The following is a 21237-nucleotide window of genomic DNA, read 5'->3' as shown; positions in this document are numbered from 1 at the left end:
CGGCCGGCCTCACCCGCCCCCGTGCGGGCCGGTCGCCCCTTCCCGCGTGCCCCTGCGTTCCCTGTGATCGCGGGGGCACGCATACTCGGGGGGTGACCGAGAACCAGCCACCCGCCGCGTACGACGCCGTCGTGCTCGCCGGCGGCGCGGCCCGGCGGCTGGGCGGCGCCGACAAGCCGGCCGTGCGGGTCGGCGGACGGCCCCTGCTCGACCGGGTGCTCGCCGCCTGCGCTGACGCCCGCACCACGGTGGTCGTGGCCGGTCCCCGCCCCACCGCGCGCCCCGTGACCTGGGCCCGCGAGGACCCGCCGGGCGGCGGCCCCCTCGCCGCGCTCGACGCCGGCCTGCGGCACGTCACCGCCGAGGACGTCGTGCTGCTCTCCGCCGATCTGCCCTTTCTCGACGGCCGTACGGTCACCGCGCTGCTGGGCACCCTGCGCCGGGGTACGGCCGACGGTGTGCTGCTGACCGACTCCGACGGCCGGGACCAGCCGCTGGTCGCCGCGTACCGCACGCCGTCCCTGCGCCGTGAGCTGGCCGCGCTCTCCGCCGCGCACGGCGGTACGGCCGGGCTCCCCCTGCGTCGGCTCACCGGTGCCCTCGACCTTCTCCGTATCTCCGACCCGGTGGCGTCCTTCGACTGCGACACCTGGGACGACATCGCCACTGCCAGGGCACGCATCAGGGAGCATGGACACGTGTTGGACGAATGGATCTCCGCAGTCAAGGACGAGCTGGGCATCGACCTGGACGTCGACACCGGCGTGCTGCTCGACCTCGCCCGTGACGCCGCCCACGGGGTGGCACGGCCGGCCGCCCCGCTGACCACCTTCCTGGTCGGCTTCGCGGCCGCGCGGGCGGGCGGTGACGCCGACGCCGTGGCCGATGCGGCGCGCAAGGCCGTCGCGCTGGCCAACCGCTGGGCCGAGGAGGACACCCGGGACGCGACGCCCGCCGCCCCCTCCTCCGGCACGGAACCCGAAACCCGTACGGACGCCGGATGACCCCGCGCACGCCCCGGGCCGGTGAGGACGCCGACGACCTCGACGTCGAGGAGGCGCTCGCTCTCGTGAACGACGCCCGCACCCCCGCCAACCGGCCCTCCGGCGACCGCACGCGCCGCAACGGCGGCTCGCACGGCAACGACGGCCCGCACGGCGTCCCTGCCCCCGAAGCCCCCCTGCACCGTGACGGCACCGACTGGGCGGAGGCCCGCGCGACCGCCGAGCGCGCCCCCCGCCTGCGCGGCGGCCACCGCGGCGGACACCTCACGCCCGTCTCGGTGCCGCTGTCCTCCGCGCTCGGTCTCACCCTGACCGCCCCGTTGATCGCGCTGACCGACCTGCCGTCGTTCGACACCTCCGCCATGGACGGCTGGGCCGTGTCCGGCCCTGGTCCCTGGAACGTGCGGGAGGAGGGGGTCCTCGCCGGACACACCGCGCACGCGCCGCTGACCGACGGGGAGGCCGTCAGGATCGCCACCGGTGCCCGCATCCCGCCGGACACCACCGCCGTGCTCCGCAGCGAGCACGGCCGTACTGACGACAGCGGCCGGCTGCACGCCACCGCAGCGACCCGGGCGCCGCACACCGTCTCGCACGGCCAGGACATCCGCCCCCGGGGCCAGGAGTGCCGCAACGGCGACCAGTTGCTGCCCGTGGGCACGCTGGTCACTCCGCCGGTGCTCGGCATGGCCGCGGCGGCCGGGTACGACACGCTCACCGTCGTGCCCCGGCCCCGTGCAGCGGTGTTCGTGCTCGGTGACGAGCTGCTCGGGGAGGGGCTGCCGCACGACGGGCTGATCCGGGACGCGCTGGGCCCCCTCCTGCCGCCGTGGCTGCGCGCGCTCGGCGCCGACGTGGTCGACGTACGGCGGGTCGGGGACGACGAGGACGCCCTTCACCAGGCGCTGACGGCCTGTGAGGCCGACATCGTGGTCACCACGGGCGGCACGGCCGCGGGCCCGGTCGACCATGTGCACCCCACGCTGCGGCGTCTCGGCGCCGAGCTGCTGGTGGACGGGGTCGCGGTGCGTCCCGGACACCCGATGCTGCTGGCCCGGATCGCGGAGAAGCGGTACCTCGTCGGTCTGCCGGGGAACCCGCTCGCCGCCGTGTCCGGCCTGGTCACGCTCGCCGAGCCGCTGCTGCGGACCCTGGCGGCCCGGCCTGCCCCGGAGGGGTACACGCTGCCGCTCAGGGACGCGGTGCAGGGGCATCCGCACGACACGCGGCTGGTGCCCGTCGCCCTGCGCGGTGACCGGGCGCTGCCGCTGCTCTACAACGGACCGGCGATGCTGCGCGGAATCGCCGCGGCGGACGCGCTGGCCGTCGTACCGCCCGGGGGCGCGAAGCCCGGATACGAGGCGGAACTGCTGGACCTGCCCTGGGCGTCCGGGGGAATCGGGGTGTGTTTCACGTGAAACTTCCGGGCCAGGACGCCATCGCCCGTCAGGCCGACGAACATCTGGTCACGTACCGGGTCAAGCTGCCGCGCAAACTGGTGGAACACCCGATCCGCCAGGTCGCCAAGCGGCTGTCGATGGCCCTGCTGGTGCTCGTGGTGACGGCGTTCGTCGTGTACGCCGACCGGGACGGGTACACGGACAACTCGGACGGTTCCGTCGACCTGCTCGACGCGTTCTACTACGCGACCGTCACCCTCTCCACCACGGGCTACGGCGACATCACGCCGGTGACGGACGCGGCCCGGCTCACCAACATCTTCGTCATCACGCCGCTGCGGGTGATGTTCCTGATCATCCTGGTCGGCACCACCCTCGAGGCCCTCACCGAACGCACCCGGGAGGAATGGCGACTGAACCGCTGGAGGTCCACGTTGCGCGATCACACCGTAGTCGTCGGGTTCGGGACCAAGGGCAGGTCCGCGATCAGGACGGTCTGTGCGACGGGGCTCCGCAAGGAGCAGGTCGTGGTGGTCGACCCCAGCGCCAAGGCGATCGAGGCGGCCACGGCGGACGGGTACGCGGGCGTCATAGGGGACGCGACGCGCAGCGAGGTGCTGAAGCGGGCCGAGCTTCAGCGGGCCCGCCAGGTCATCATCGCCACCCAGCGCGACGACACCGCGGTCCTGGTGACGCTGACGGCGCGCCAGCTCAACCGGAACGCCAAGATCGTCGCCGCGGTCCGTGAGGAGGAGAACGCGCCGCTGCTCAAGCAGTCGGGCGCCGACGCGGTCATCACCAGCGCCAGCGCGGCCGGGCGGCTGCTGGGCCTCTCCGTGCTGAGCCCGGCGGCGGGCATGGTCATGGAGGACCTGATCCAGCAGGGCACCGGTCTCGACGTCGTGGAGCGGCCGGTCATAAAGGCCGAGGTGGGCAAGACCCCGCGGGAGCTGGACGACCTGGTGGTGAGCGTGGTGCGCGGGCACCGGGTGCTCGGCTACGACGACCGGGACGTCGGGACGCTGGAGCTGACGGACCGGCTGATCACGATCGTGCGGGCCACACCGGTCACGCAGATCGCGCCGGACGTCCGCCCGCTGCGCAGCTGAGCACGCCGTTCCGGCCGAGCGCGCCGTTCCGGCCGAGCGCGCCGTCCCGCTGAGCACGCCGTCTCGGCCGAGCGCGCTGTCCCGGCTGGCACGCCGTCTCGGCCGACCACGCCGTCCCGGCGATGAGACACGGCGACGGCCCCGAGGATCCGGTCCCCGGGGCCGTCGCCGTGTCGTGAGTCGTGCCGTGAGCCGTGTCGTCTACTTCCGGTTGTACAGCCGCATCGTCACCGGTCCGAAGACCAGCACGAACAGGGCCGACCAGCCCAGCGTCCACATGATGTCCGCGGCCGGCCAGTCACCGGCCATCAGGCCGCGGACCGCCGACGCCAGGTGGGTCACCGGGCTGTTGTTGACGAAGGCCTGGAGCCAGCCGGGCATGGTGCGCGGGTCGACGAAGACGTTGGACAGGAAGGTGAGCGGGAAGATCACCATCATGCTGACGCTCATCACCGACTTCTCGGTGCGCAGCAGCAGGCCGAACATCGTCCAGATCCACGAGAAGGCGAACGAGAACAGCAGCAGCAGCGCGATGCCGGCGACCACCCCCGGGAACCCTCCCTCTGCGCGGTAGCCGAGCAGCAGTCCCACGGTCAGCATGACCACGGAGGCGATGGTGTAGCGCAGGGCGTCACCCAGGAGGTAGCCGACCATCGCCGAGGGCCGCCAGATCGGCAGCGAGCGGAAGCGGTCGAAGACGCCCTTCTCGATGTCGACGTTCACCGAGATGCCGGTGTACATCGTGATCATGACGACCGACATCACGAGGATGCCCGGCAGGACGAACTGGATGTAGTCCGTCGGCGACCCCGCCAGCGCACCGCCGAAGAGGTACGTGAACATCAGCAGGTTCATGATGGGGAAGGCGGTGACGTCGAACAGCTGCTCAGGCACGTGCTTGATCTTCAGCATGGCGCGCCAGCCGAACGTCACGGACGTGGACAGCGAGCTGGGCCGCTGCGGCCGCTCCTTGGCGACCAGCAGCGCCGCCAGGGACTCGGTGCTGACGGGTGCGAGTTCCTTGGTCTCCGTGCTCGTGGCCGTGCTCATGCCGCCACCTCGTCCTTCGTGTCGCCGGCGGCGTCGTCCGCGCCGGTGTCGTGGCCGGTCAGCGCCAGGAAGACCTCGTCGAGGCTCGGCTGGCCGAGGGAGAAGTTGTCGACGGTGACGCCGGCCCGGGACAGCTCGGTGAGCGCCCGTGCCGCCTGGTCGGCCGCGCTGTCGCTGGTCGCGGCGTTGAGCCGGGCGGTGAGTGCCACGGGATCCGGTTCCAGCTGCACCTCCGCGAGCAGCAGGTCGCGCAGCAGCCGCGCGGCGTCGGCGCGCCGCTCGGGGTCGCGCAGCCGCAGATGGACGGTCCCGGCGCCCACCGACGCCTTGAGCTCGCCCTTGGTGCCCTCGGCGATCACCCGGCCCTTGTCGATCACCGCGATACGGGAGGCGAGCTGGTCGGCCTCGTCCAGGTACTGCGTGGTCAGCAGCACGGTGGTGCCCTGGGCCACGACCGCGCGCACGATGTCCCACACCTGGTTGCGGCTGCGCGGGTCGAGTCCGGTGGTGGGCTCGTCGAGGAACAGCAGGTCCGGCGTGTTGAGGATGGACGCGGCGATGTCGATGCGGCGCCGCATGCCGCCCGAGTAGTGCTTGACCTGTTTGCCGGCCGCCTCGGTGAGGCCGAACGCCTCCAGCAGCTGGGCGGCGCGCTCGCGGGCCGCGGCCTTGCGGTGGCCGAGCAGCCGGCCCAGCAGGATCAGGTTCTCCGTGCCGGTGAGGTCCTCGTCGACCGACGCGTACTGGCCGGTGAGGCTCACCCTGGAGCGGACCGCGTCGGCGTCGCGCACGACGTCGTGACCGAAGACGCGGGCCTCGCCGCCGTCCGGGCGCAGCAGGGTGGCGAGCATCTTCACGGTGGTGGTCTTGCCGGCGCCGTTCGGGCCGAGGACGCCGTAGACCGTGCCGGTGGGCACGGTGAGGTCGACGCCGTCGACGGCCCTTGTCTCGCCGAAGGTCTTGACCAGGCCCGCGGTCTCGATGGCCAGGCCGGACGTCTGCGTGCTCATGCTTCGGGTCCTTCCGCGTGCTTGGGCTACGCATGGAGAGACTTTTACCGTGGCGCAAAGTCATCGGTCGCGCACGCGCATTTTTGGCGCCTGCGCCGGGGTGGGGGGTGTTTTCAAGAGCTGGCGCCCCTGGCCCTCGGGTTTGCGCAGTTCCCCGCGCCCCTTGGGTGCCTCCTCCCCCCTGCGTCGGGTGCGGGTTTTCGGGGGCTTCGCCCCCGGACCCCCCTTTGCGCAGTTCCCCGCGCCCCTTGGGTGCCTCCTCCCCCCTGCTTCGGGTGCGGGTTTTCGGGGGCTTCGCCCCCGGACCCCCTTTTGCGCAGTTCCCCGCGCCCCTAGGTGTGTTGTCCGGGGACGTTGGTGACACGCGTGCTGGGTTCTTGAACGGGTGAGGGCCTCCGGGTTCGGTGTGGATTGCGACATCTGCACCGCTCCGAGGAGGCCCTCGTGCCCCACCGTAATGCCCCGCTGACCGAGACCGGGCGTCTTCGCCTGGCCCGCTGTGTCGTCGACGACGGCTGGCCGCTGCGCCGGGCTGCCGAGCGTTTCCAGGTCAGCCACACCACCGCCGCCCGCTGGGCCACCCGCTACCGCCAGCTCGGCGTCGCCGGAATGAACGACCGCTCCAGCCGGCCCCACCACCAGCCCCGCAGGACGCCGGCCGAGACCGAGACGGAAGTCCTCCGGCTCCGGCGCGAACACCGCATCGGCCCGCTGCGGCTGGCCGTCCGGTGCCACATCGCGGCCTCCACCGCCCACCGCATCCTCCAGCGGCACGGCCAGCCGCCTCTGAGGGCCCTGGACCGGGCCACCGGCGAACCCGTCCGCCGCTACGAACGCGCCCGACCCGGCGAACTGGTCCACATCGACGTCAAGAAGCTCGGCAGGATCCCCGACGGCGGCGGCCACAAGACCCTCGGCCGGGCCGACGGCCACCGCAGCCGGACCAACGGCGCCGGCTGGGCCTACCTGCATACCGCCCTCGACGACCACAGCCGGATCGCCTACACCGAGGACCTGCCCGACGAGACCGCCCCGACCTGCGCAGCTTTCCTCGTCCGGGCCACGGCCTACTTCGCATCGCTGGGCATCCGCATCGAGCGGGTCCTGACCGACAACGCCTGGGCCTACAGCAAGAACACCTGGCGTGACACCTGCCGCGACCTGGGCATCAGCCCCCGCTGGACCAGGCCTTGGCGGCCCCAGACCAACGGCAAGGTCGAACGCTTCCACCGCACCCTGCTCGACGAATGGGCCTACCAGCGGCCCTACACCTCAGACCACGAGCGCAGGGAAGCGTTCACCGACTGGCTGCACTGGTACAACTACCACCGCCCCCACACCGGCATCGGCGGCCACCCACCAGCCAGCCGCGTCACCAACCTGCCCGGTCAGCACACCTAGGGGGGTGCAGTCCCCTGTGTTTCCTCGGGGGTGCAGTCCCCTGTGTTTCCTGGGGGCGGGGTGGGGGCGGAGTAGCGTCCCTCTTATGTATGCGATCACGATTCCCGAACCCGGTGGGCCCGAGGCGTTGGTGTGGGGGGAGGTGGACGATCCGGTGGTCGGTGAGGGGGAGGTCCTCGTCGACGTGGTGGCCACGGCCGTCAACCGGGCCGACATCCTGCAGCGGCAGGGCTTCTACGACCCGCCGCCCGGCACCTCGCCCTACCCCGGGCTGGAGTGCTCCGGCCGGGTCGCGCAGGTCGGGCCGGGGGTGAGCGGCTGGGCCGTCGGCGACGAGGTCTGCGCGCTGCTCTCCGGCGGCGGTTACGCCGAGAAGGTGGTCGTGCCCGCCGGGCAGCTGCTGCCCGTCCCCGAGGGGATCACCGTCGACCGGGCCGCCGCGCTGCCCGAGGTGGTCTGCACGGTCTGGTCGAACGTCTTCATGGTCGCCCACCTGCGCCCCGGCGAGACGTTCCTCGTGCACGGCGGCTCCAGCGGCATCGGCACCATGGCCATCCAGCTCGCCAAGGCGGTCGGGGCGAAGGTCGCCGTGACCGCGGGCACCAAGGAGAAGCTGGAGCGTTGTGCCGAACTGGGCGCGGACATCCTGATCAACTACCGCGAGCAGGACTTCGTCGCCGAACTGCGGGAGGCCACCGACGGCAAGGGCGCGGACGTCATCCTCGACAACATGGGCGCCAAGTACCTGGACCGCAACGTCCAGGCCCTCGCCGTGAACGGCCGTCTGGTCATCATCGGCATGCAGGGCGGGGTGAAGGGCGAGCTGAACATCGGCGCCCTGCTCGCCAAGCGCGCCGCGATCACCGCCACCACGCTGCGCGCCCGGCCGGTGGAGGAGAAGTCCGCGATCGTGGCGGCCGTACGGGAGCACGTGTGGCCGCTGGTGTCCGGGGGGCATGTCCGTCCGGTGATCGACCGGGAGATCCCCATGCCGGACGCCGCCGAGGCGCACCGGGTCGTGGAGGACAGCTCCCACATCGGCAAGGTCCTGCTGGTCACGCCCCGTTGAGCCGCGCCTGGGCAACGGTCAGCGCGCCCCGCTTTCCTGACGCATCCGCAGCCCCAGGAAGGCGAGGGCGAACCCGAGGCCCATGAGGACGAGGCCGCTGCCCAGCGGCAGGATCCGCAGCACCGGGCCCACGGTGGTGCCGGCGGCCGCGCCCGGCTCGGCGGCCCGCGAGGACGTGGCGGGCGCCGGGGCCGCCGCCGAGGACGCGGGGCCCGAGGGCGCCACGCCGTCGGAGCCGGCCGGGGTCCCCTCGGCCGTGTCGTCCTCCGCCTGCGTGGACGTGTCGAGCCGGGCGTCCGGCCGCCGCACCCCGTCGTCGTCCGGGCGTCCGGCCGCCTCGCGGGGGCCCGTGCCCCCCTCCTCGGTGCGGTCCCGGTCCCGCCGGGGCGGCGTGGCGTCCCGGGACTCGCCGTGCCCGGTCTCCTGCCGCCCGGGCCGGTCGCGCCCCTCGCCCGGACCGTTCCCGGTCCGGGTCGCGGAGGGGGAGGCCGGGCGTGAGGGAGAGGCCGGGGCGGAGGGGGAGCGGGACGCCGTGCGGGTCCGGTCGCTCGCGTCGGACCCCGGCGTCCGCTCCGCCCCGTACGCCACGCCGGCCGGACCCGGCGGACCCGGGAACGGGCCGTACGGCAGCAGCACGGCCCCCGCCCCCAGAACGAGCGTCGCCCCCAGTGTGCGCAGCCATGGAGTCACGGCCGGGACCTCCCGCGCCGGCCGGTGCTCGGCCGCACCGTCGGCAAGTTGGGACGGATGGACGCCAACAGCCTCGCAGCGGCGGACGGGACCGGCATGTCGGACAGGGCCGTACGGAGGACCCGCCGCCGCGGCCGCTTCCGGGGGCGCACCGCGCCGTGGAGGGGGTGTGCGCGACAATGGTCGAATGGAGATGCCGAGGAACGAACGGTCGCCGGAGAATCCGCAGATCCTGGTCGTCGGCCAGGACGGCATGGCGCTGAGCGGCGGCAAAGGGGACGAGGAATCCCGTGGGACCCCGGTGACGGAGCAGGTGGAGCAGCCTGCGAAGGTCATGCGGATCGGCAGCATGATCAAGCAGCTGCTGGAGGAGGTGCGGGCGGCCCCTCTCGACGAGGCCAGCCGTAACCGCCTCAAGGAGATCCACGCCAGTTCGGTGAAGGAGCTCGAGGACGGCCTGGCGCCGGAGCTGGTCGACGAGCTGGAGCGGCTCTCCCTGCCCTTCACGGACGAGGGCACCCCCAGCGACGCGGAGCTGCGTATCGCGCAGGCCCAGCTGGTGGGCTGGCTGGAGGGTCTCTTCCACGGGATCCAGACGACGCTCTTCGCCCAGCAGATGGCGGCGCGGGCCCAGCTCGAGCAGATGCGCCGCGCGCTGCCGCCGGGTGTCGCCGAGGGGTCCGAGGACTCCGACCACATGGGCGGCCGCTCGGGCGGTCCCTACCTGTAGGACGCCTCACGGAGCGGGGACGCCCCCGCCCATGACACGCCCCGTGACAGAGGAAGGGGCCCGGCACGGATGCCGGGCCCCTTCCGTACGTTCCGGTGGGGTCAGGAGGTGGGCGGGTTGCCCGTCGAGACCTTGAGCGTGATCTTCGGCATGTTCTCCGGGTCGACGTCGGTGCCGGCCGGCGGGAACTGCTCGCGGACCGAGCCCTCGCCGTAGGTGTTCTCGTCCACCTTGACGATCGTCAGCTTGTCGCCCCAGCCGGCGGCCTGGAAGCACGCCTTCACCGAGGCGATGTGCTTGAACTTGAGATCGGGCAGCCGGATCAGGTCGGGGTCGTTGTACGACTCCTGCGGATCCTCGCACTTCTCCGGGTCGATCGTCTTGGACGTGTCGGGGCCGCGGTAGCCCTCGGGCTTCGCCGTGGCGGAGGCGCTGCTGCCGCCGCCGGCCTCCGGGTCCTTGTCGTCCCCGTTGTTCAGGGCGATCGCCGTGATCAGACCGCCGACGGCCAGCACCGCGACCAGTACGGACGCGACGATGACCGAGGTGTTGCGGCCGCGCGCCTGACCGCCTCCGCCGGAGCCCTGCGGGGAGATCGTGTACGGCGGGGGCGTCGACGGACCCTGCGGGGCGTACGGGCTCGGCGTCGGGTAGCCGCCCTGCTGCGGGTAGCCGTACGACGGAGCGGGCGTGGCCGGGGCCGGGGTGCCGTACGGGTTCGGCGGGGGCGTCGGCTGGTACGGCGTCTGGACGCTGCCGGCGGGTGTCTGTCCGGACTGGTCGACCGGCGGGAACACCGCGGAGCCGACACCGGCGCCGCTGGGCGTCTGGCTGCCGGGCACGATGCTCGGCGGGGCCGCCTGGAAGGACTGCGCCACCCGCAGGCACTCCCCGCGCATGGCCTCCGCGCTGGGGAAACGCTCGTTGGGGTTCTTCTTCAGGGCGCGGGTGATCAGCGCGTCCAGGGCCGGCGGCAGCGAGCGGTTGATCGAGGAGGCGACCGGCGGCTCCTCCTGCACGTGCGCGTAGGCGATGGCGAGCGGCGAGTCCGCGTCGAACGGCAGCCTGCCGGTGACCAGCTGGAACAGCATGATGCCGACCGAGTACAGGTCGGAGCGGGCGTCGACGCCCCGGCCGAGCGCCTGCTCCGGGGAGAGGTACTGCGGGGTGCCGACGACCATGCCGGTCTGCGTCATCGACGTCACGCCGGACTGCATGGCGCGGGCGATGCCGAAGTCCATCACCTTGACCACGCCGCGCTTGGTCATCATCACGTTGCCCGGCTTGATGTCGCGGTGGACCAGGCCCATCTCGTGGCTGATCTCCAGCGCCGCCAGCACGTCCGCGGTGATCTTCAGTGCCTTGTCGGCGGGCATCGCGCCCTGCTGCCGTACGTCCTCGTCGAGCACGGAGCCGAGCGGCCGGCCCTCGACGTACTCCATGACGATGTACGGCGTCGTCATCCCGTCGACATCGTCCTCGCCGGTGTCGAACACCGAGACGATGTTGGTGTGCGTGAGCTTCGCCACGGACTGGGCCTCGCGGCGGAAGCGCTCACGGAAGGCCTGCTCCCGGCCGAGTTCCGTGTGCAACGTCTTGATGGCGACCTGGCGGTCCAGCACCGTGTCGTAGGCGAGATGCACCGAGGCCATGCCACCCTGGCCGAGCAGGTCCCGCAGTTGGTAGCGTCCGCCCGCGAGCGCCCGCCCCGTGTGCCGGCCCTGTGCGCCGTCCTGGCTCATGTTCCGCGTCCCCCGTAGCCTCTCCGGCGTCCGGCGCCGCCGTCGGTGACCTGTCTCGTCGTGACTCGTCGTTGTCGTAGATCGAAAGTGCTATTCCCGGCCAAGTCTGCCCCAGGGCACCGACACGTCAAGCGCGGTGCCCGTTCCGTGACCGTACGCGAAAGAAGCGTCGCGGAAGCGTTACAGCGGTCGTACGGCCGGTACACGGAATTTGCACGACGGTACGGCCAGCGGGTTTGATGACCGGTCCGTCGCGTGCCGGATCCGGCAGCCCGACCCGGACCGGAGGCCCCGGCAAAGGCTGTAGCGTGGCCGACGGAGACCGTAACAACACCGCGCGCACCGCGGGCAGAAACGACGGCGAGGACTGATGGCACAGCAGCAGCGCGCTCAGGGCCCGTCCGACCCCGAGGCGACTGGCGGCGGCATGTCGGACGCGCCGGACAACTGGGGCAACGGCGGGCTGGTCGGCGACGGCCGGTACCGGCTCACGCACCGGCTCGGCCGGGGCGGCATGGCCGAGGTGTTCGCCGCGGAGGACGTACGTCTCGGACGTACCGTCGCCGTGAAGCTGCTCCGCTCCGACCTGGCCGAGGACCCGGTGTCCAAGGCGCGCTTCACGCGCGAGGCGCAGTCCGTGGCCGGACTCAACCATCACGCGATCGTCGCCGTGTACGACTCCGGCGAGGACACGATCGGCGGCCAGTCCGTGCCGTACATCGTGATGGAACTGGTCGAGGGCCGCACCATCCGCGACCTGCTGATGAACGCGGAGGCGCCGGGCCCGGAGCAGGCGCTGATCATCGTCTCGGGCGTCCTGGAGGCCCTGGCCTACTCGCACCAGCACAACATCGTGCACCGCGACATCAAGCCGGCCAACGTCATCATCACCAACAACGGCGCCGTGAAGGTGATGGACTTCGGCATCGCCCGCGCCATGCACGGCGCGTCCACGACGATGACGCAGACCGGCATGGTCATGGGCACCCCGCAGTACCTCTCCCCGGAGCAGGCGCTCGGCAAGGCCGTCGACCACCGCTCCGACCTGTACGCGACCGGCTGCCTGATGTACGAACTGCTGGCGCTGCGTCCGCCGTTCACCGGCGAGACCCCGCTGTCGGTGGTCTACCAGCACGTCCAGGACATCCCCACGCCTCCCTCCGAGGCCTCGGACGCCTGCCCGCCCGAGCTGGACGGGCTCGTGATGCGCTCCCTCGCCAAGGACCCGGACGACCGGTTCCAGACGGCCGAGGAGATGCGCGGTCTCGTCCAGTACGCGCTGCAGATGCTCTACGAGCAGGGCGGCCACACCGGCACCTGGAACACCGGCCCGGTCGACATGCACGAGGGCCCGCGCACGCCCCCCGCCGGGTACGCCGGCACCGCGGCCATGCCGCATCCCGAGCAGTCCGGCACCACGGCCATCCCGCAGCCGATCCTGCCGGGCGGGTACGGCGGCGGTGACGACGGCGGCTTCGAGGGCCACGGCAACCGGGGCAGCGGCCGCGGCAAGCTGTGGATCCTCGCGGTGCTCGCGGTGATCGCCGTCGCGGCCGGCGTCGCCCTCGCGCTGAACAACGGCGGGGGCGGGGGCGAGGGCGGCAAGACCGACACCTCGCCGTCCGTCTCGCAGAGCACGAAGGACGAGTCGCCCAGCGAGTCGCCGACCGACCAGGAGACCGAGGAGACCACCGGTCCCGACACCGACCCGGGCTCCGGCTCCGGCGGCAACGGCGGCTGGACCCCGAGCTACGAGCCGTCGTACACCCCGACCCAGCCGGACACGGAGGAGCCGACGCAGGAGCCGACGGCGACGCAGCCCACCGAGACGGGCGGCACCGAGGACGGCGGTTCGGAGAACGGCGGCACCGAGGACGGCGGCGGCGACAACGGCGGCACCGAGACCGGGGGTACCGAGACCGGGGGCACCGGTCCCGGCGGTGCGGGCGCCGGCGGCGCCGACGCGGGCGGGATCAACGCCGGAGTGCCCGGCGGCTCGGGCAACTGACCGGCCCCGACGCACCACAACCGAACATTCCGCCCTCCCGGAGGGCACCCCGTGACGTCCCCTGCGGCACCCCGTGCCGCAGGGGACGTCTGCTCTTCCCGTGCCCGGCTCGGCCGGGATAACGTGCCGTTGCTCCGGCCTCCTGCAAGGCTGTGACCAGCGCGCCTTCCGGGCCTACCCCGATTTACTTGGATATCCAAGCAAAATCGCAGGTCAGAGGGGGTTTCACAGAAATGTGGAGCACTGGGTAACGTGCTGTGTGCAGGGCGCTCGCCGGGGCACCTGTCACGCCTGTTCCCGGCCGAGTGGCACCCACCCCGTGCCCGGTGGTCGGAACAGGTGAGCCGCACTGGCCTACCGGCAACCCCGGGGGCCGGACCGACGGAGGAGCACACGTGACCGTGGAGAGCACTGCCGCGCGCACACCGCGACGCAGCGCCGGAAACAAGGCCGGCACCACCGGCACCAAGCGCACCACCAGCACCACCAAGAAGGCCGCAGGCGCCGCGAAGAGCGCCGAGCCCGCCCTCGTGCAGCTGCTGACGCCCGAGGGCAAGCGCGTCAAGAACGCCGAGTTCGACAAGTACGTCGCCGACATCACGGCCGAGGATCTGCGCGGTCTGTACCGCGACATGGTGCTCACCCGTCGCTTCGACGCCGAGGCCACCGCGCTCCAGCGTCAGGGCGAGCTGGGCCTGTGGGCCTCGCTGCTCGGGCAGGAGGCGGCGCAGATCGGCTCCGGCCGGGCGCTGCGCGACGACGACTACGTCTTCCCCACCTACCGCGAGCACGGCGTCGCCTGGTGCCGCGGGGTGGACCCGACGAACCTGCTCGGCATGTTCCGCGGCGTCAACAACGGCGGCTGGGACCCGAACGGCAACAACTTCCACCTGTACACGATTGTCATCGGCTCCCAGACGCTGCACGCCACGGGGTACGCGATGGGCATCACCAAGGACGGCGCCGACAGCGCGGTCATCGCGTACTTCGGCGACGGCGCCTCCAGCCAGGGCGACGTGGCCGAGGCCTTCACCTTCTCCGCGGTCTACAACGCGCCCGTGGTGTTCTTCTGTCAGAACAACCAGTGGGCGATCTCCGAGCCGACCGAGAAGCAGTCCCGCGTGCCGCTGTACCAGCGCGCGCAGGGCTACGGCTTCCCGGGCGTGCGCGTGGACGGCAACGACGTGCTGGCGAACCTGGCCGTCACCAAGTGGGCCCTGGAGCGGGCCCGCGCCGGCGAGGGCCCGACGCTCGTCGAGGCGTTCACGTACCGCATGGGCGCGCACACCACCTCCGACGACCCGACCCGCTACCGCACGGACGACGAGCGGCTGGCCTGGGAGGCGAAGGACCCGATCCTGCGCCTGCGCCGCCACCTCGAGGCCGCAAACCACGCGGACGAGGGATTCTTCGCGGAACTGGAGACCGAGTCCGAGGCGTTGGGCAAACGGGTGCGCGAAGCGGTCCGTGCCATGCCGGACCCGGACCACTTCGCCATCTTCGAGAACGTGTACGCGGACGGTCACGCGCTGGTGGACGAGGAGCGGGCGCAGTTCGCCGCCTACCAGGACTCGTTCGCGGACGAAGACGGGGGTAAGTGACATGGCTGAGAAGATGGCTCTGGCCAAGGCGATCAACGAGTCGCTGCGGCGTGCCCTGGACGCGGACCCGAAGGTCGTCGTCATGGGCGAGGACGTCGGCAAGCTGGGCGGCGTGTTCCGGGTGACGGACGGCCTGCAGAAGGACTTCGGCGAGAGCCGCGTCATCGACACCCCGCTCGCCGAGTCGGGCATCGTCGGCACGGCGATCGGCCTGGCCCTGCGCGGCTACCGCCCGGTGGTGGAGATCCAGTTCGACGGCTTCGTCTTCCCCGCGTACGACCAGATCGTCACGCAGCTCGCGAAGATGCACGCCCGCGCGCTGGGCAAGGTCAAGATGCCCGTCGTCGTGCGCATCCCCTACGGCGGCGGCATCGGTGCGGTGGAGCACCACTCCGAGTCGCCCGAGGCGCTGTTCGCCCACGTGGCCGGTCTGAAGATCGTGTCACCGTCGAACGCGTCCGACGCGTACTGGATGATGCAGCAGGCCATCCAGAGCGACGACCCGGTGATCTTCTTCGAGCCGAAGCGCCGCTACTGGGACAAGGGCGAGGTCGACACCGAGGCGATCCCCGGCCCGCTGCACAAGGCGCGCGTGGTCCGTGAGGGCACGGACCTGACCCTCGCCGCCTACGGCCCGATGGTGAAGCTCTGCCAGGAGGTCGCCGACGCGGCCGCCGAGGAGGGGCGCGACCTGGAGGTCCTCGACCTGCGCTCGGTCTCCCCGATCGACTTCGACGCCGTCCAGGCGTCGGTGGAGAAGACGCGCCGTCTGGTCGTCGTGCACGAGGCGCCGGTGTTCTTCGGCTCCGGCGCGGAGATCGCCGCCCGGATCACGGAGCGCTGCTTCTACCACCTGGAGGCCCCGGTGCTGCGGGTGGGCGGCTACCACGCGCCGTACCCGCCGGCCCGTCTGGAGGAGTCCTACCTCCCGGACCTGGACCGGGTGCTCGATGCCGTCGACCGCTCGCTGGCGTACTGAGGAGAGGGTCGTGACGACGATGACGAACGCGTCCGTACGCGAGTTCAAGATGCCGGACGTGGGCGAGGGCCTCACCGAGGCCGAGATCCTCAAGTGGTACGTCCAGCCCGGTGACACCGTCACCGACGGCCAGGTGGTCTGCGAGGTCGAGACGGCGAAGGCCGCCGTCGAGCTGCCCATCCCCTACGACGGCGTGGTCCGTTCCCTGCACTTCCCCGAGGGCACCACGGTCGACGTGGGCACGTCCATCATCGCGGTGGAGGTGGCGGGCGGCGCGGCCCCGGCGCAGGAGGCGGCCCCCGCGGCCCCCGCCCCCGCCGCGGAGCCCGAGCAGCCCGCCGAGCAGCCCGCTGCCCGTCAGCCGGTGCTGGTCGGCTACGGCGTCGCCACGTCCTCCACCCGCCGCCGCCCGCGCAAGCAGGCGCAGGACCCGGCGGCCCGGCAGGCCGCCTCCGCGGTGCAGTCCGAGCTGAACGGCCACGGGGCGGCTCCGGCGGCCCCCGCCGCCCCGCCGGCCGCCCCCGCGGCTCCCGTGGCTCCCGCGGCTCCCGCGGCTCCCGCCCAGCGTCCGCTGGCGAAGCCGCCGGTGCGCAAGCTGGCCAAGGACCTGGGCGTCGACCTGGCCACGGTCACCCCGACCGGCCCGGACGGCGTCGTCACCCGCGAGGACGTCCACGCGGCCGTCGCCGCGGCCCAGGCCCCGCAGCAGACGGCTCCCGCGGCCCAGCCGGCCGCCCCGGCCGTCCCCGCCCCGGCGGACTTGCCCGCGGCCCCGGCGTCGTACGACTCCGGCCGCGAGACGCGCATCCCCGTGAAGGGCGTCCGCAAGGCGACGGCGGCGGCGATGGTCGGCTCGGCGTTCACCGCCCCGCACGTCACGGAGTTCGTGACGGTCGACGTGACCCGGACGATGAAGCTGGTCGAGGAGCTGAAGCAGGACAAGGAGTTCGCGGGCCTGCGCGTGAACCCCCTGCTGCTGATCGCCAAGGCGCTGCTGGTCGCGATCCGCCGGAACCCCGACATCAACGCCTCGTGGGACGAGGCGGCGCAGGAGATCGTGGTCAAGCACTACGTGAACCTGGGCATCGCGGCGGCCACCCCGCGCGGTCTGATCGTGCCGAACATCAAGGACGCCCACGCCAAGACGCTGCCCGAACTGGCCGCGTCCCTGGGTGAACTGGTGTCCACGGCCCGGGAGGGCAAGACCTCCCCGTCCGCCATGCAGGGCGGCACGGTGACGATCACCAACGTCGGCGTCTTCGGCGTCGACACGGGCACGCCCATCCTCAACCCGGGCGAGTCCGCGATCCTCGCGGTCGGTGCGATCAAGCCGCAGCCGTGGGTCCACAAGGGCAAGGTCAAGCCGCGCCAGGTCACGACCCTGGCCCTGTCCTTCGACCACCGCCTGGTCGACGGCGAGCTCGGCTCCAAGGTCCTCGCCGACGTGGCGGCGATCCTGGAGCAGCCGAAGCGGCTGATCACCTGGGCCTGACGGCCGGACGTACGACAGGAGGGGCGCCGCACACCCGGTGTGCGGCGCCCCTCCGCGCGTCCGGCGGACCTGGGCAGGTCAGATCTTGCTGAACGCGTAGTTCATGAGGGCCTTCGCGTCCTTCTCGCGCTGGGCGGCGGAGGACGAGGCGAGGACGGTGCCGACCACCGTCTTGCCCTTGCGGGTCGCGGCGAAGACCAGGCAGTACTTGGCCGTCGGGCCCGAGCCGGTCTTCACGCCGAGGGTGCCGCTGTAGCTGTTCAGCAGGGTGTTGGTGTTGACCCACGGCGCCATCGTGCGGGTGCCGCCCGTCTTGGTCTTCGTCTTGGCCGTGTACTTCTTCGTCTTCACGATCGAGCGGAAGGTCGCGTTCTTCATGGCGCTGCTCGCGATCTTCGTCAGGTCGCGAGGCGTCGACCAGTTCTTGCCGTTGCCGATGCCGTCGAACGAGTCGAAGTGGGTGTTCTTCAGGCCCAGCTTCTTCGCGTCGGCGTTCATCTTGCCGATGAAGGACTTCACCCGGGCCGCGCGGGTCGAGCCGGTGCCGAACTTGTCGGCCAGCGCGTACGCGGCGTCGCAGCCGGAGGGCAGCATCAGCCCGTAGAGCAGCTGGCGGACGGTGACCTTGTCGCCGACGATCAGCCGCGCGGACGAGGCGTTCTTCGACACGATGTAGTCGCTGTACGCCTTCTGGATCGTGACCGTGGCGTTCAGGTTCAGGTTCTTCTGGGCGAGCACGACCTTCGCGGTCATGATCTTCGTGGTGGAGCCGGTGGAGCGGCGGGTGTCCCCGAGCTTCGTGTACAGCGTCTTGCCGTTCGCGTTGTTGATCACGAAGCCGCCCTTGGCGACGACGGACGGAACGGGGGCGGCCGCCTGCGCCGGCGCCGCGTAGAGGGCTCCGGAGGCGAGCACGGCGCCGGTGGTCACGACGACGCCGGCGGCTCTGCGGACACGGATGCCCTGGATGGCGATATTCAAGTCAGATACCCCGATTTACCGTGAATGGCCAAGCTGCGCGGCCGGGTTGAGGAGCGGCCGCACGGAAGGGGCCGCACGAGTCTGACGCGTACGCCGAAGGGATGGTTGTACGGGAGAAGGGCGCGTTTTCCCGGCACGCGCCGTTCCGCATCGTGGACGCGCCCCTCCATGCGTACGTGTTGTATCTATGCTGTCCACATGAGTGTGTCCGCCCCCGCGAAACGTCCCCCCGCAGCCGACCGCGTCTACGCCCACGTCAAGCAGGGCGTGCTCGAGCGCACGTACGAGGGCGGGACGCTGCTCACGGAGGGTGAGCTGGCCGAGGCCGTGGGCGTCTCCCGCACGCCCGTGCGCGAGGCCCTGCTGCGGCTCGAGGCCGAAGGGCTGATCAAGCTCTACCCCAAGAAGGGCGCGCTCGTGCTGCCCGTCTCCGCGCAGGAGATCGCCGACGTCGTCGAGACCCGGCTGCTCGTGGAGGAGCACGCGGCGCGCAAGGCCGTGCCCGCGCCCCCCGGTCTCATCGCGCGCCTGGAGGAGCTGCTCGCGCGCCAGAAGGAGGAGGCGGCCGCGGGTGACTTCGCCGCGGCCTCCGTCACCGACCGCTGCTTCCACGCCGAGATCGTCCGCAGTGGTGGCAACGAGATCCTCTCCCGCCTCTACGACCAGCTGCGCGACCGTCAGCTGCGCATGGGCCAGGCCGTGATGCACTCCCACCCCGACCGCATCGCCAAGACCCTCGCCGAGCACGAGGAGATCCTCGGCGCGCTGCGCTCCGGTGACGCCGACGCGGCCGCGGACGTCGTCCACCGGCACGTCGGGTGGTTCTCCCACCTGGCGCGGGGAGAGGTGCGATGAGCGGCACCGCCACGCGCGCCGCCGGCACCCTGCCCGGCGACCCGCCCGGAGGGCGGCGCGCGCTCGCCGTCTGGGGGATCGGCGTCTCCGTCTACTTCGTCGCCGTCATCTTCCGCACGTCCCTGGGCGTGGCCGGGCTCGACGCGGCCGACCGCTTCGACGTGGGGGCCTCCGCCCTGTCGACGTTCTCCATCCTCCAGCTGCTGGTCTACGCGGGCATGCAGATACCCGTCGGCCTGCTGGTGGACCGCCTCGGCACCAAGAAGGTGCTGAGCCTGGGCGCGGTGCTGTTCACCCTCGGACAGCTCGGCTTCGCCCTCTCCCCGTCGTACGGCATGGCGCTCGCCGCCCGCGCGCTGCTCGGCTGCGGCGACGCGATGACCTTCATCAGCGTGCTGCGGCTGGGCACGCGGTGGTTCCCCGCGCGGCGCGGGCCGCTGGTCGGCCAGATGGCCGGACTGATCGGCATGGCCGGCAACCTCGTCTCCACGCTGGTCCTGGCCCGGCTGCTGCACGGCATCGGCTGGACGGCGGCGTTCGCGGGCAGTTCGCTCGCGGGGGTCGTGGTCCTCGTCCTGGTGCTGCTGTTCCTCAAGGACCACCCCGAGGGCCACGAGCCGGAGCCGGTCTCCCACCAGGGCGCCGCCTACGTCCGCCGGCAGATCGCCGCGTCCTGGCGGGAGCCGGGGACCCGGCTGGGGCTGTGGGTGCACTTCACCACGCAGTTCCCCGCGATGGTGTTCCTGCTGCTGTGGGGCATGCCGTTCCTGGTCGAGGCGCAGGGGCTGTCCCGCGCGGTGGCCGGTGAGCTGCTCACCCTGGTGGTGCTGGCCAACATGGCCGTCGGCCTCGTCTACGGCCAGGTCGTCGCCCGGCACCACGCGGCGCGGCTGCCGCTGGCGCTCGGCACGGTGGGCTCGACGGCCCTGCTGTGGGCCGTCACGCTGGCCTGGCCGGGGGACAGGGCGCCGATGTGGCTGCTGATCGTGCTGTGCGCGGTGCTGGGGGCCTGCGGCCCGGCGTCGATGATCGGCTTCGACTTCGCCCGCCCGGCCAATCCGCCGGAGCGGCAGGGGACCGCTTCCGGCATCACCAACATGGGCGGGTTCGTCGCCTCGATGACGACGCTCTTCGCGATCGGCGTGCTGCTGGACGCCACGGGTGACGACTACACGGTCGCCTTCTCGGCGGTCTTCGTCCTCCAGGCGCTGGGCGTCACCCAGATCCTCCGCCTGCGGAGGCGGGCCGCACGGCGGGAGCGGGAGCGGCTGGTCGCCAGCAGGGTGTCGACGGTCCACGTCCCCGCCTGAGTCACCGCACCGGCACCAGCGTGAGGTAGGCGAGCCCGAGGACGCCGCGGTAGCTCATCCACTGGGCGCGGTGCCGGTCGAGACGTTCCCGTGTCTCGGCCGCCCGGGGGTGCCCCGGGTGCTCGGCCAGCCACACCTCGGTGTCCGCCTGGTACGCCGACTCGAACTCCTCCCACTCGCCCGCGTCCGCCGTCTCCGTCCACTCCGGGCGGAAACCGGCCTTCACTGCGAGGTCCAGCAGGGTGCCGAGGTCGTGGTGGTCGGTGGCGGTCGCGCCCGGCCACATGCCCGCGAGCTCGGCCTCCGTCGGCGGACGCTGCCAGAAGCCCTCCCCGAGCAGCACGCGGCCCCCGTCGGCGACCAGGCCGCGCAGCGCCCGCAAGGCGTCGGAGACGAGCGCGGGCGGCTTCCGCGTGGTGAGGGCCTGACTGGACCCCACGCACAGCACCAGATCGACCGGCCCACGGGACGTGCCCGTCGCCGACTCCTCCACGAACTCCACCCGTCCGGCCAGCCCCCGCTCCTCGGCGGCACGCCGGCCCCGGGCCAGATCCTCGGCCCTGAGGTCGATCCCGACCCCGGTGGATCCGGGCGCCGCCTCGAGAACCCGGAGCATCAACTCACCCCATCCGCAGCCGATGTCGAGGACGGTGGCGGGGCCCGTCCGCGCCAGCCGCTCGACCAGCCGGCCCGCGCGGTGCTCGGACAGGGGACCGTGGAAGGTGAGCCGGGCCAGCCGCGGCGGCTCGGCGGCGAGGGGCGCGGAGGGCGTGTCGGTGTCGGTCACGGCGGTGACGGTAGCCGCC

18 protein-coding genes are annotated in these 21237 nt (G+C 72.3%); 12 read left to right on the top strand and 6 right to left on the bottom strand.

Annotated elements, in window-relative coordinates; translation table 11 throughout:
• The first annotated feature begins 92 nt into the window (after positions 1-92).
• From ACQZOG_RS00175 to ACQZOG_RS00165, 3 genes are read left to right on the top strand one after another with little or no spacing between them, the layout of a single operon-like run.
• A complete protein-coding gene (locus tag ACQZOG_RS00175; protein ID WP_037640665.1) occupies positions 93-1004 on the top strand; it encodes an NTP transferase domain-containing protein in 912 nt (303 codons plus the stop codon).
• Positions 1001-2422: a molybdopterin molybdotransferase MoeA gene (locus ACQZOG_RS00170; protein WP_351036575.1), complete on the top strand. Its 1422-nt coding sequence runs from the start codon at positions 1001-1003 to the stop codon at positions 2420-2422. The genes ACQZOG_RS00175 and ACQZOG_RS00170 overlap by 4 nt, the downstream gene beginning before the upstream one ends.
• The gene (locus tag ACQZOG_RS00165; RefSeq protein ID WP_033273201.1) at positions 2419-3513 is read left to right on the top strand and encodes a potassium channel family protein; all 1095 of its coding nucleotides are present in this window, start codon (positions 2419-2421) and stop codon (positions 3511-3513) included. Before ACQZOG_RS00170 ends, ACQZOG_RS00165 begins: the two co-directional genes overlap by 4 nt.
• A gap of 201 nt (positions 3514-3714) precedes the next feature.
• Here the strand turns inward: ACQZOG_RS00165 and ACQZOG_RS00160 are convergent, their stop codons facing one another.
• Both ACQZOG_RS00160 and ACQZOG_RS00155 read right to left on the bottom strand, forming a co-directional pair.
• Positions 3715-4563: an ABC transporter permease gene (locus tag ACQZOG_RS00160; RefSeq protein ID WP_033273200.1), complete on the bottom strand. Its 849-nt coding sequence runs from the start codon at positions 4561-4563 to the stop codon at positions 3715-3717.
• Positions 4560-5573, bottom strand: coding sequence for an ATP-binding cassette domain-containing protein (locus ACQZOG_RS00155; protein ID WP_033273199.1), 1014 nt, complete (start codon positions 5571-5573; stop codon positions 4560-4562). The genes ACQZOG_RS00160 and ACQZOG_RS00155 overlap by 4 nt, the downstream gene beginning before the upstream one ends.
• 444 nt (positions 5574-6017) lie before the next feature.
• On the opposite strand from ACQZOG_RS00155, the gene ACQZOG_RS00150 reads away from it, so the two are divergent.
• Positions 6018-6974, top strand: coding sequence for an IS481 family transposase (locus tag ACQZOG_RS00150; protein WP_037638751.1), 957 nt, complete (start codon positions 6018-6020; stop codon positions 6972-6974).
• 85 nt (positions 6975-7059) lie between these two features.
• Positions 7060-8043: an NAD(P)H-quinone oxidoreductase gene (locus tag ACQZOG_RS00145; RefSeq protein ID WP_033273198.1), complete on the top strand. Its 984-nt coding sequence runs from the start codon at positions 7060-7062 to the stop codon at positions 8041-8043.
• Between the two features lie 18 nt (positions 8044-8061).
• Here the strand turns inward: ACQZOG_RS00145 and ACQZOG_RS00140 are convergent, their stop codons facing one another.
• A complete protein-coding gene (locus tag ACQZOG_RS00140; protein ID WP_354795670.1) occupies positions 8062-8733 on the bottom strand; it encodes a hypothetical protein in 672 nt (223 codons plus the stop codon).
• A 187-nt stretch (positions 8734-8920) separates the two neighbouring features.
• Here ACQZOG_RS00140 and ACQZOG_RS00135 point away from each other — a divergent pair, with 187 nt between their 5' ends.
• Positions 8921-9463, top strand: coding sequence for a bacterial proteasome activator family protein (locus ACQZOG_RS00135; RefSeq protein ID WP_033273197.1), 543 nt, complete (start codon positions 8921-8923; stop codon positions 9461-9463).
• 101 nt (positions 9464-9564) lie between these two features.
• On the opposite strand, the gene ACQZOG_RS00130 is transcribed toward ACQZOG_RS00135, so the two are convergent.
• A complete protein-coding gene (locus ACQZOG_RS00130; RefSeq protein WP_033273196.1) occupies positions 9565-11205 on the bottom strand; it encodes a protein kinase domain-containing protein in 1641 nt (546 codons plus the stop codon).
• A gap of 370 nt (positions 11206-11575) precedes the next feature.
• Between ACQZOG_RS00130 and ACQZOG_RS00125 the strand changes: the two genes are divergently transcribed.
• The 4 genes from ACQZOG_RS00125 (at position 11576) to ACQZOG_RS00110 (ending at position 17285) form a co-directional block, all read left to right on the top strand.
• Positions 11576-13213: a protein kinase domain-containing protein gene (locus ACQZOG_RS00125; RefSeq protein WP_261675331.1), complete on the top strand. Its 1638-nt coding sequence runs from the start codon at positions 11576-11578 to the stop codon at positions 13211-13213.
• A gap of 395 nt (positions 13214-13608) precedes the next feature.
• A complete protein-coding gene (gene pdhA, locus ACQZOG_RS00120; protein WP_033273194.1) occupies positions 13609-14814 on the top strand; it encodes a pyruvate dehydrogenase (acetyl-transferring) E1 component subunit alpha in 1206 nt (401 codons plus the stop codon).
• A 1-nt stretch (position 14815) separates the two neighbouring features.
• Positions 14816-15793, top strand: coding sequence for an alpha-ketoacid dehydrogenase subunit beta (locus ACQZOG_RS00115; RefSeq protein WP_033273193.1), 978 nt, complete (start codon positions 14816-14818; stop codon positions 15791-15793).
• A 19-nt stretch (positions 15794-15812) separates the two neighbouring features.
• Positions 15813-17285 carry a dihydrolipoamide acetyltransferase family protein gene (locus ACQZOG_RS00110; protein ID WP_193454520.1) on the top strand — a complete coding sequence of 491 codons (1473 nt, stop codon included), beginning with the start codon at positions 15813-15815 and terminating at the stop codon, positions 17283-17285.
• Between the two features lie 78 nt (positions 17286-17363).
• On the opposite strand, the gene ACQZOG_RS00105 is transcribed toward ACQZOG_RS00110, so the two are convergent.
• Positions 17364-18266, bottom strand: a complete 903-nt coding sequence (locus ACQZOG_RS00105; RefSeq protein WP_033273192.1) for a D-alanyl-D-alanine carboxypeptidase family protein — start codon at positions 18264-18266, stop codon at positions 17364-17366.
• A 198-nt stretch (positions 18267-18464) separates the two neighbouring features.
• On the opposite strand from ACQZOG_RS00105, the gene ACQZOG_RS00100 reads away from it, so the two are divergent.
• A complete protein-coding gene (locus ACQZOG_RS00100) occupies positions 18465-19121 on the top strand; it encodes a GntR family transcriptional regulator (RefSeq protein WP_203550490.1) in 657 nt (218 codons plus the stop codon).
• On the top strand, positions 19118-20431 hold the full coding sequence (locus ACQZOG_RS00095; protein WP_033273190.1) for an MFS transporter: 1314 nt from the start codon (positions 19118-19120) through the stop codon (positions 20429-20431). The genes ACQZOG_RS00100 and ACQZOG_RS00095 overlap by 4 nt, the downstream gene beginning before the upstream one ends.
• A gap of 1 nt (position 20432) precedes the next feature.
• Here the strand turns inward: ACQZOG_RS00095 and ACQZOG_RS00090 are convergent, their stop codons facing one another.
• Positions 20433-21218: an SAM-dependent methyltransferase gene (locus ACQZOG_RS00090; RefSeq protein ID WP_430741181.1), complete on the bottom strand. Its 786-nt coding sequence runs from the start codon at positions 21216-21218 to the stop codon at positions 20433-20435.
• Positions 21219-21237 lie beyond the last annotated feature (19 nt).

The organism is Streptomyces sp. P13-3-3 (genome assembly GCF_050571355.1).
Taxonomy (GTDB): domain Bacteria; phylum Actinomycetota; class Actinomycetes; order Streptomycetales; family Streptomycetaceae; genus Streptomyces; species Streptomyces althioticus.
Note: the sequence above shows the minus strand (reverse complement) of the source record. Positions and strands in the feature narration are given on the sequence as shown.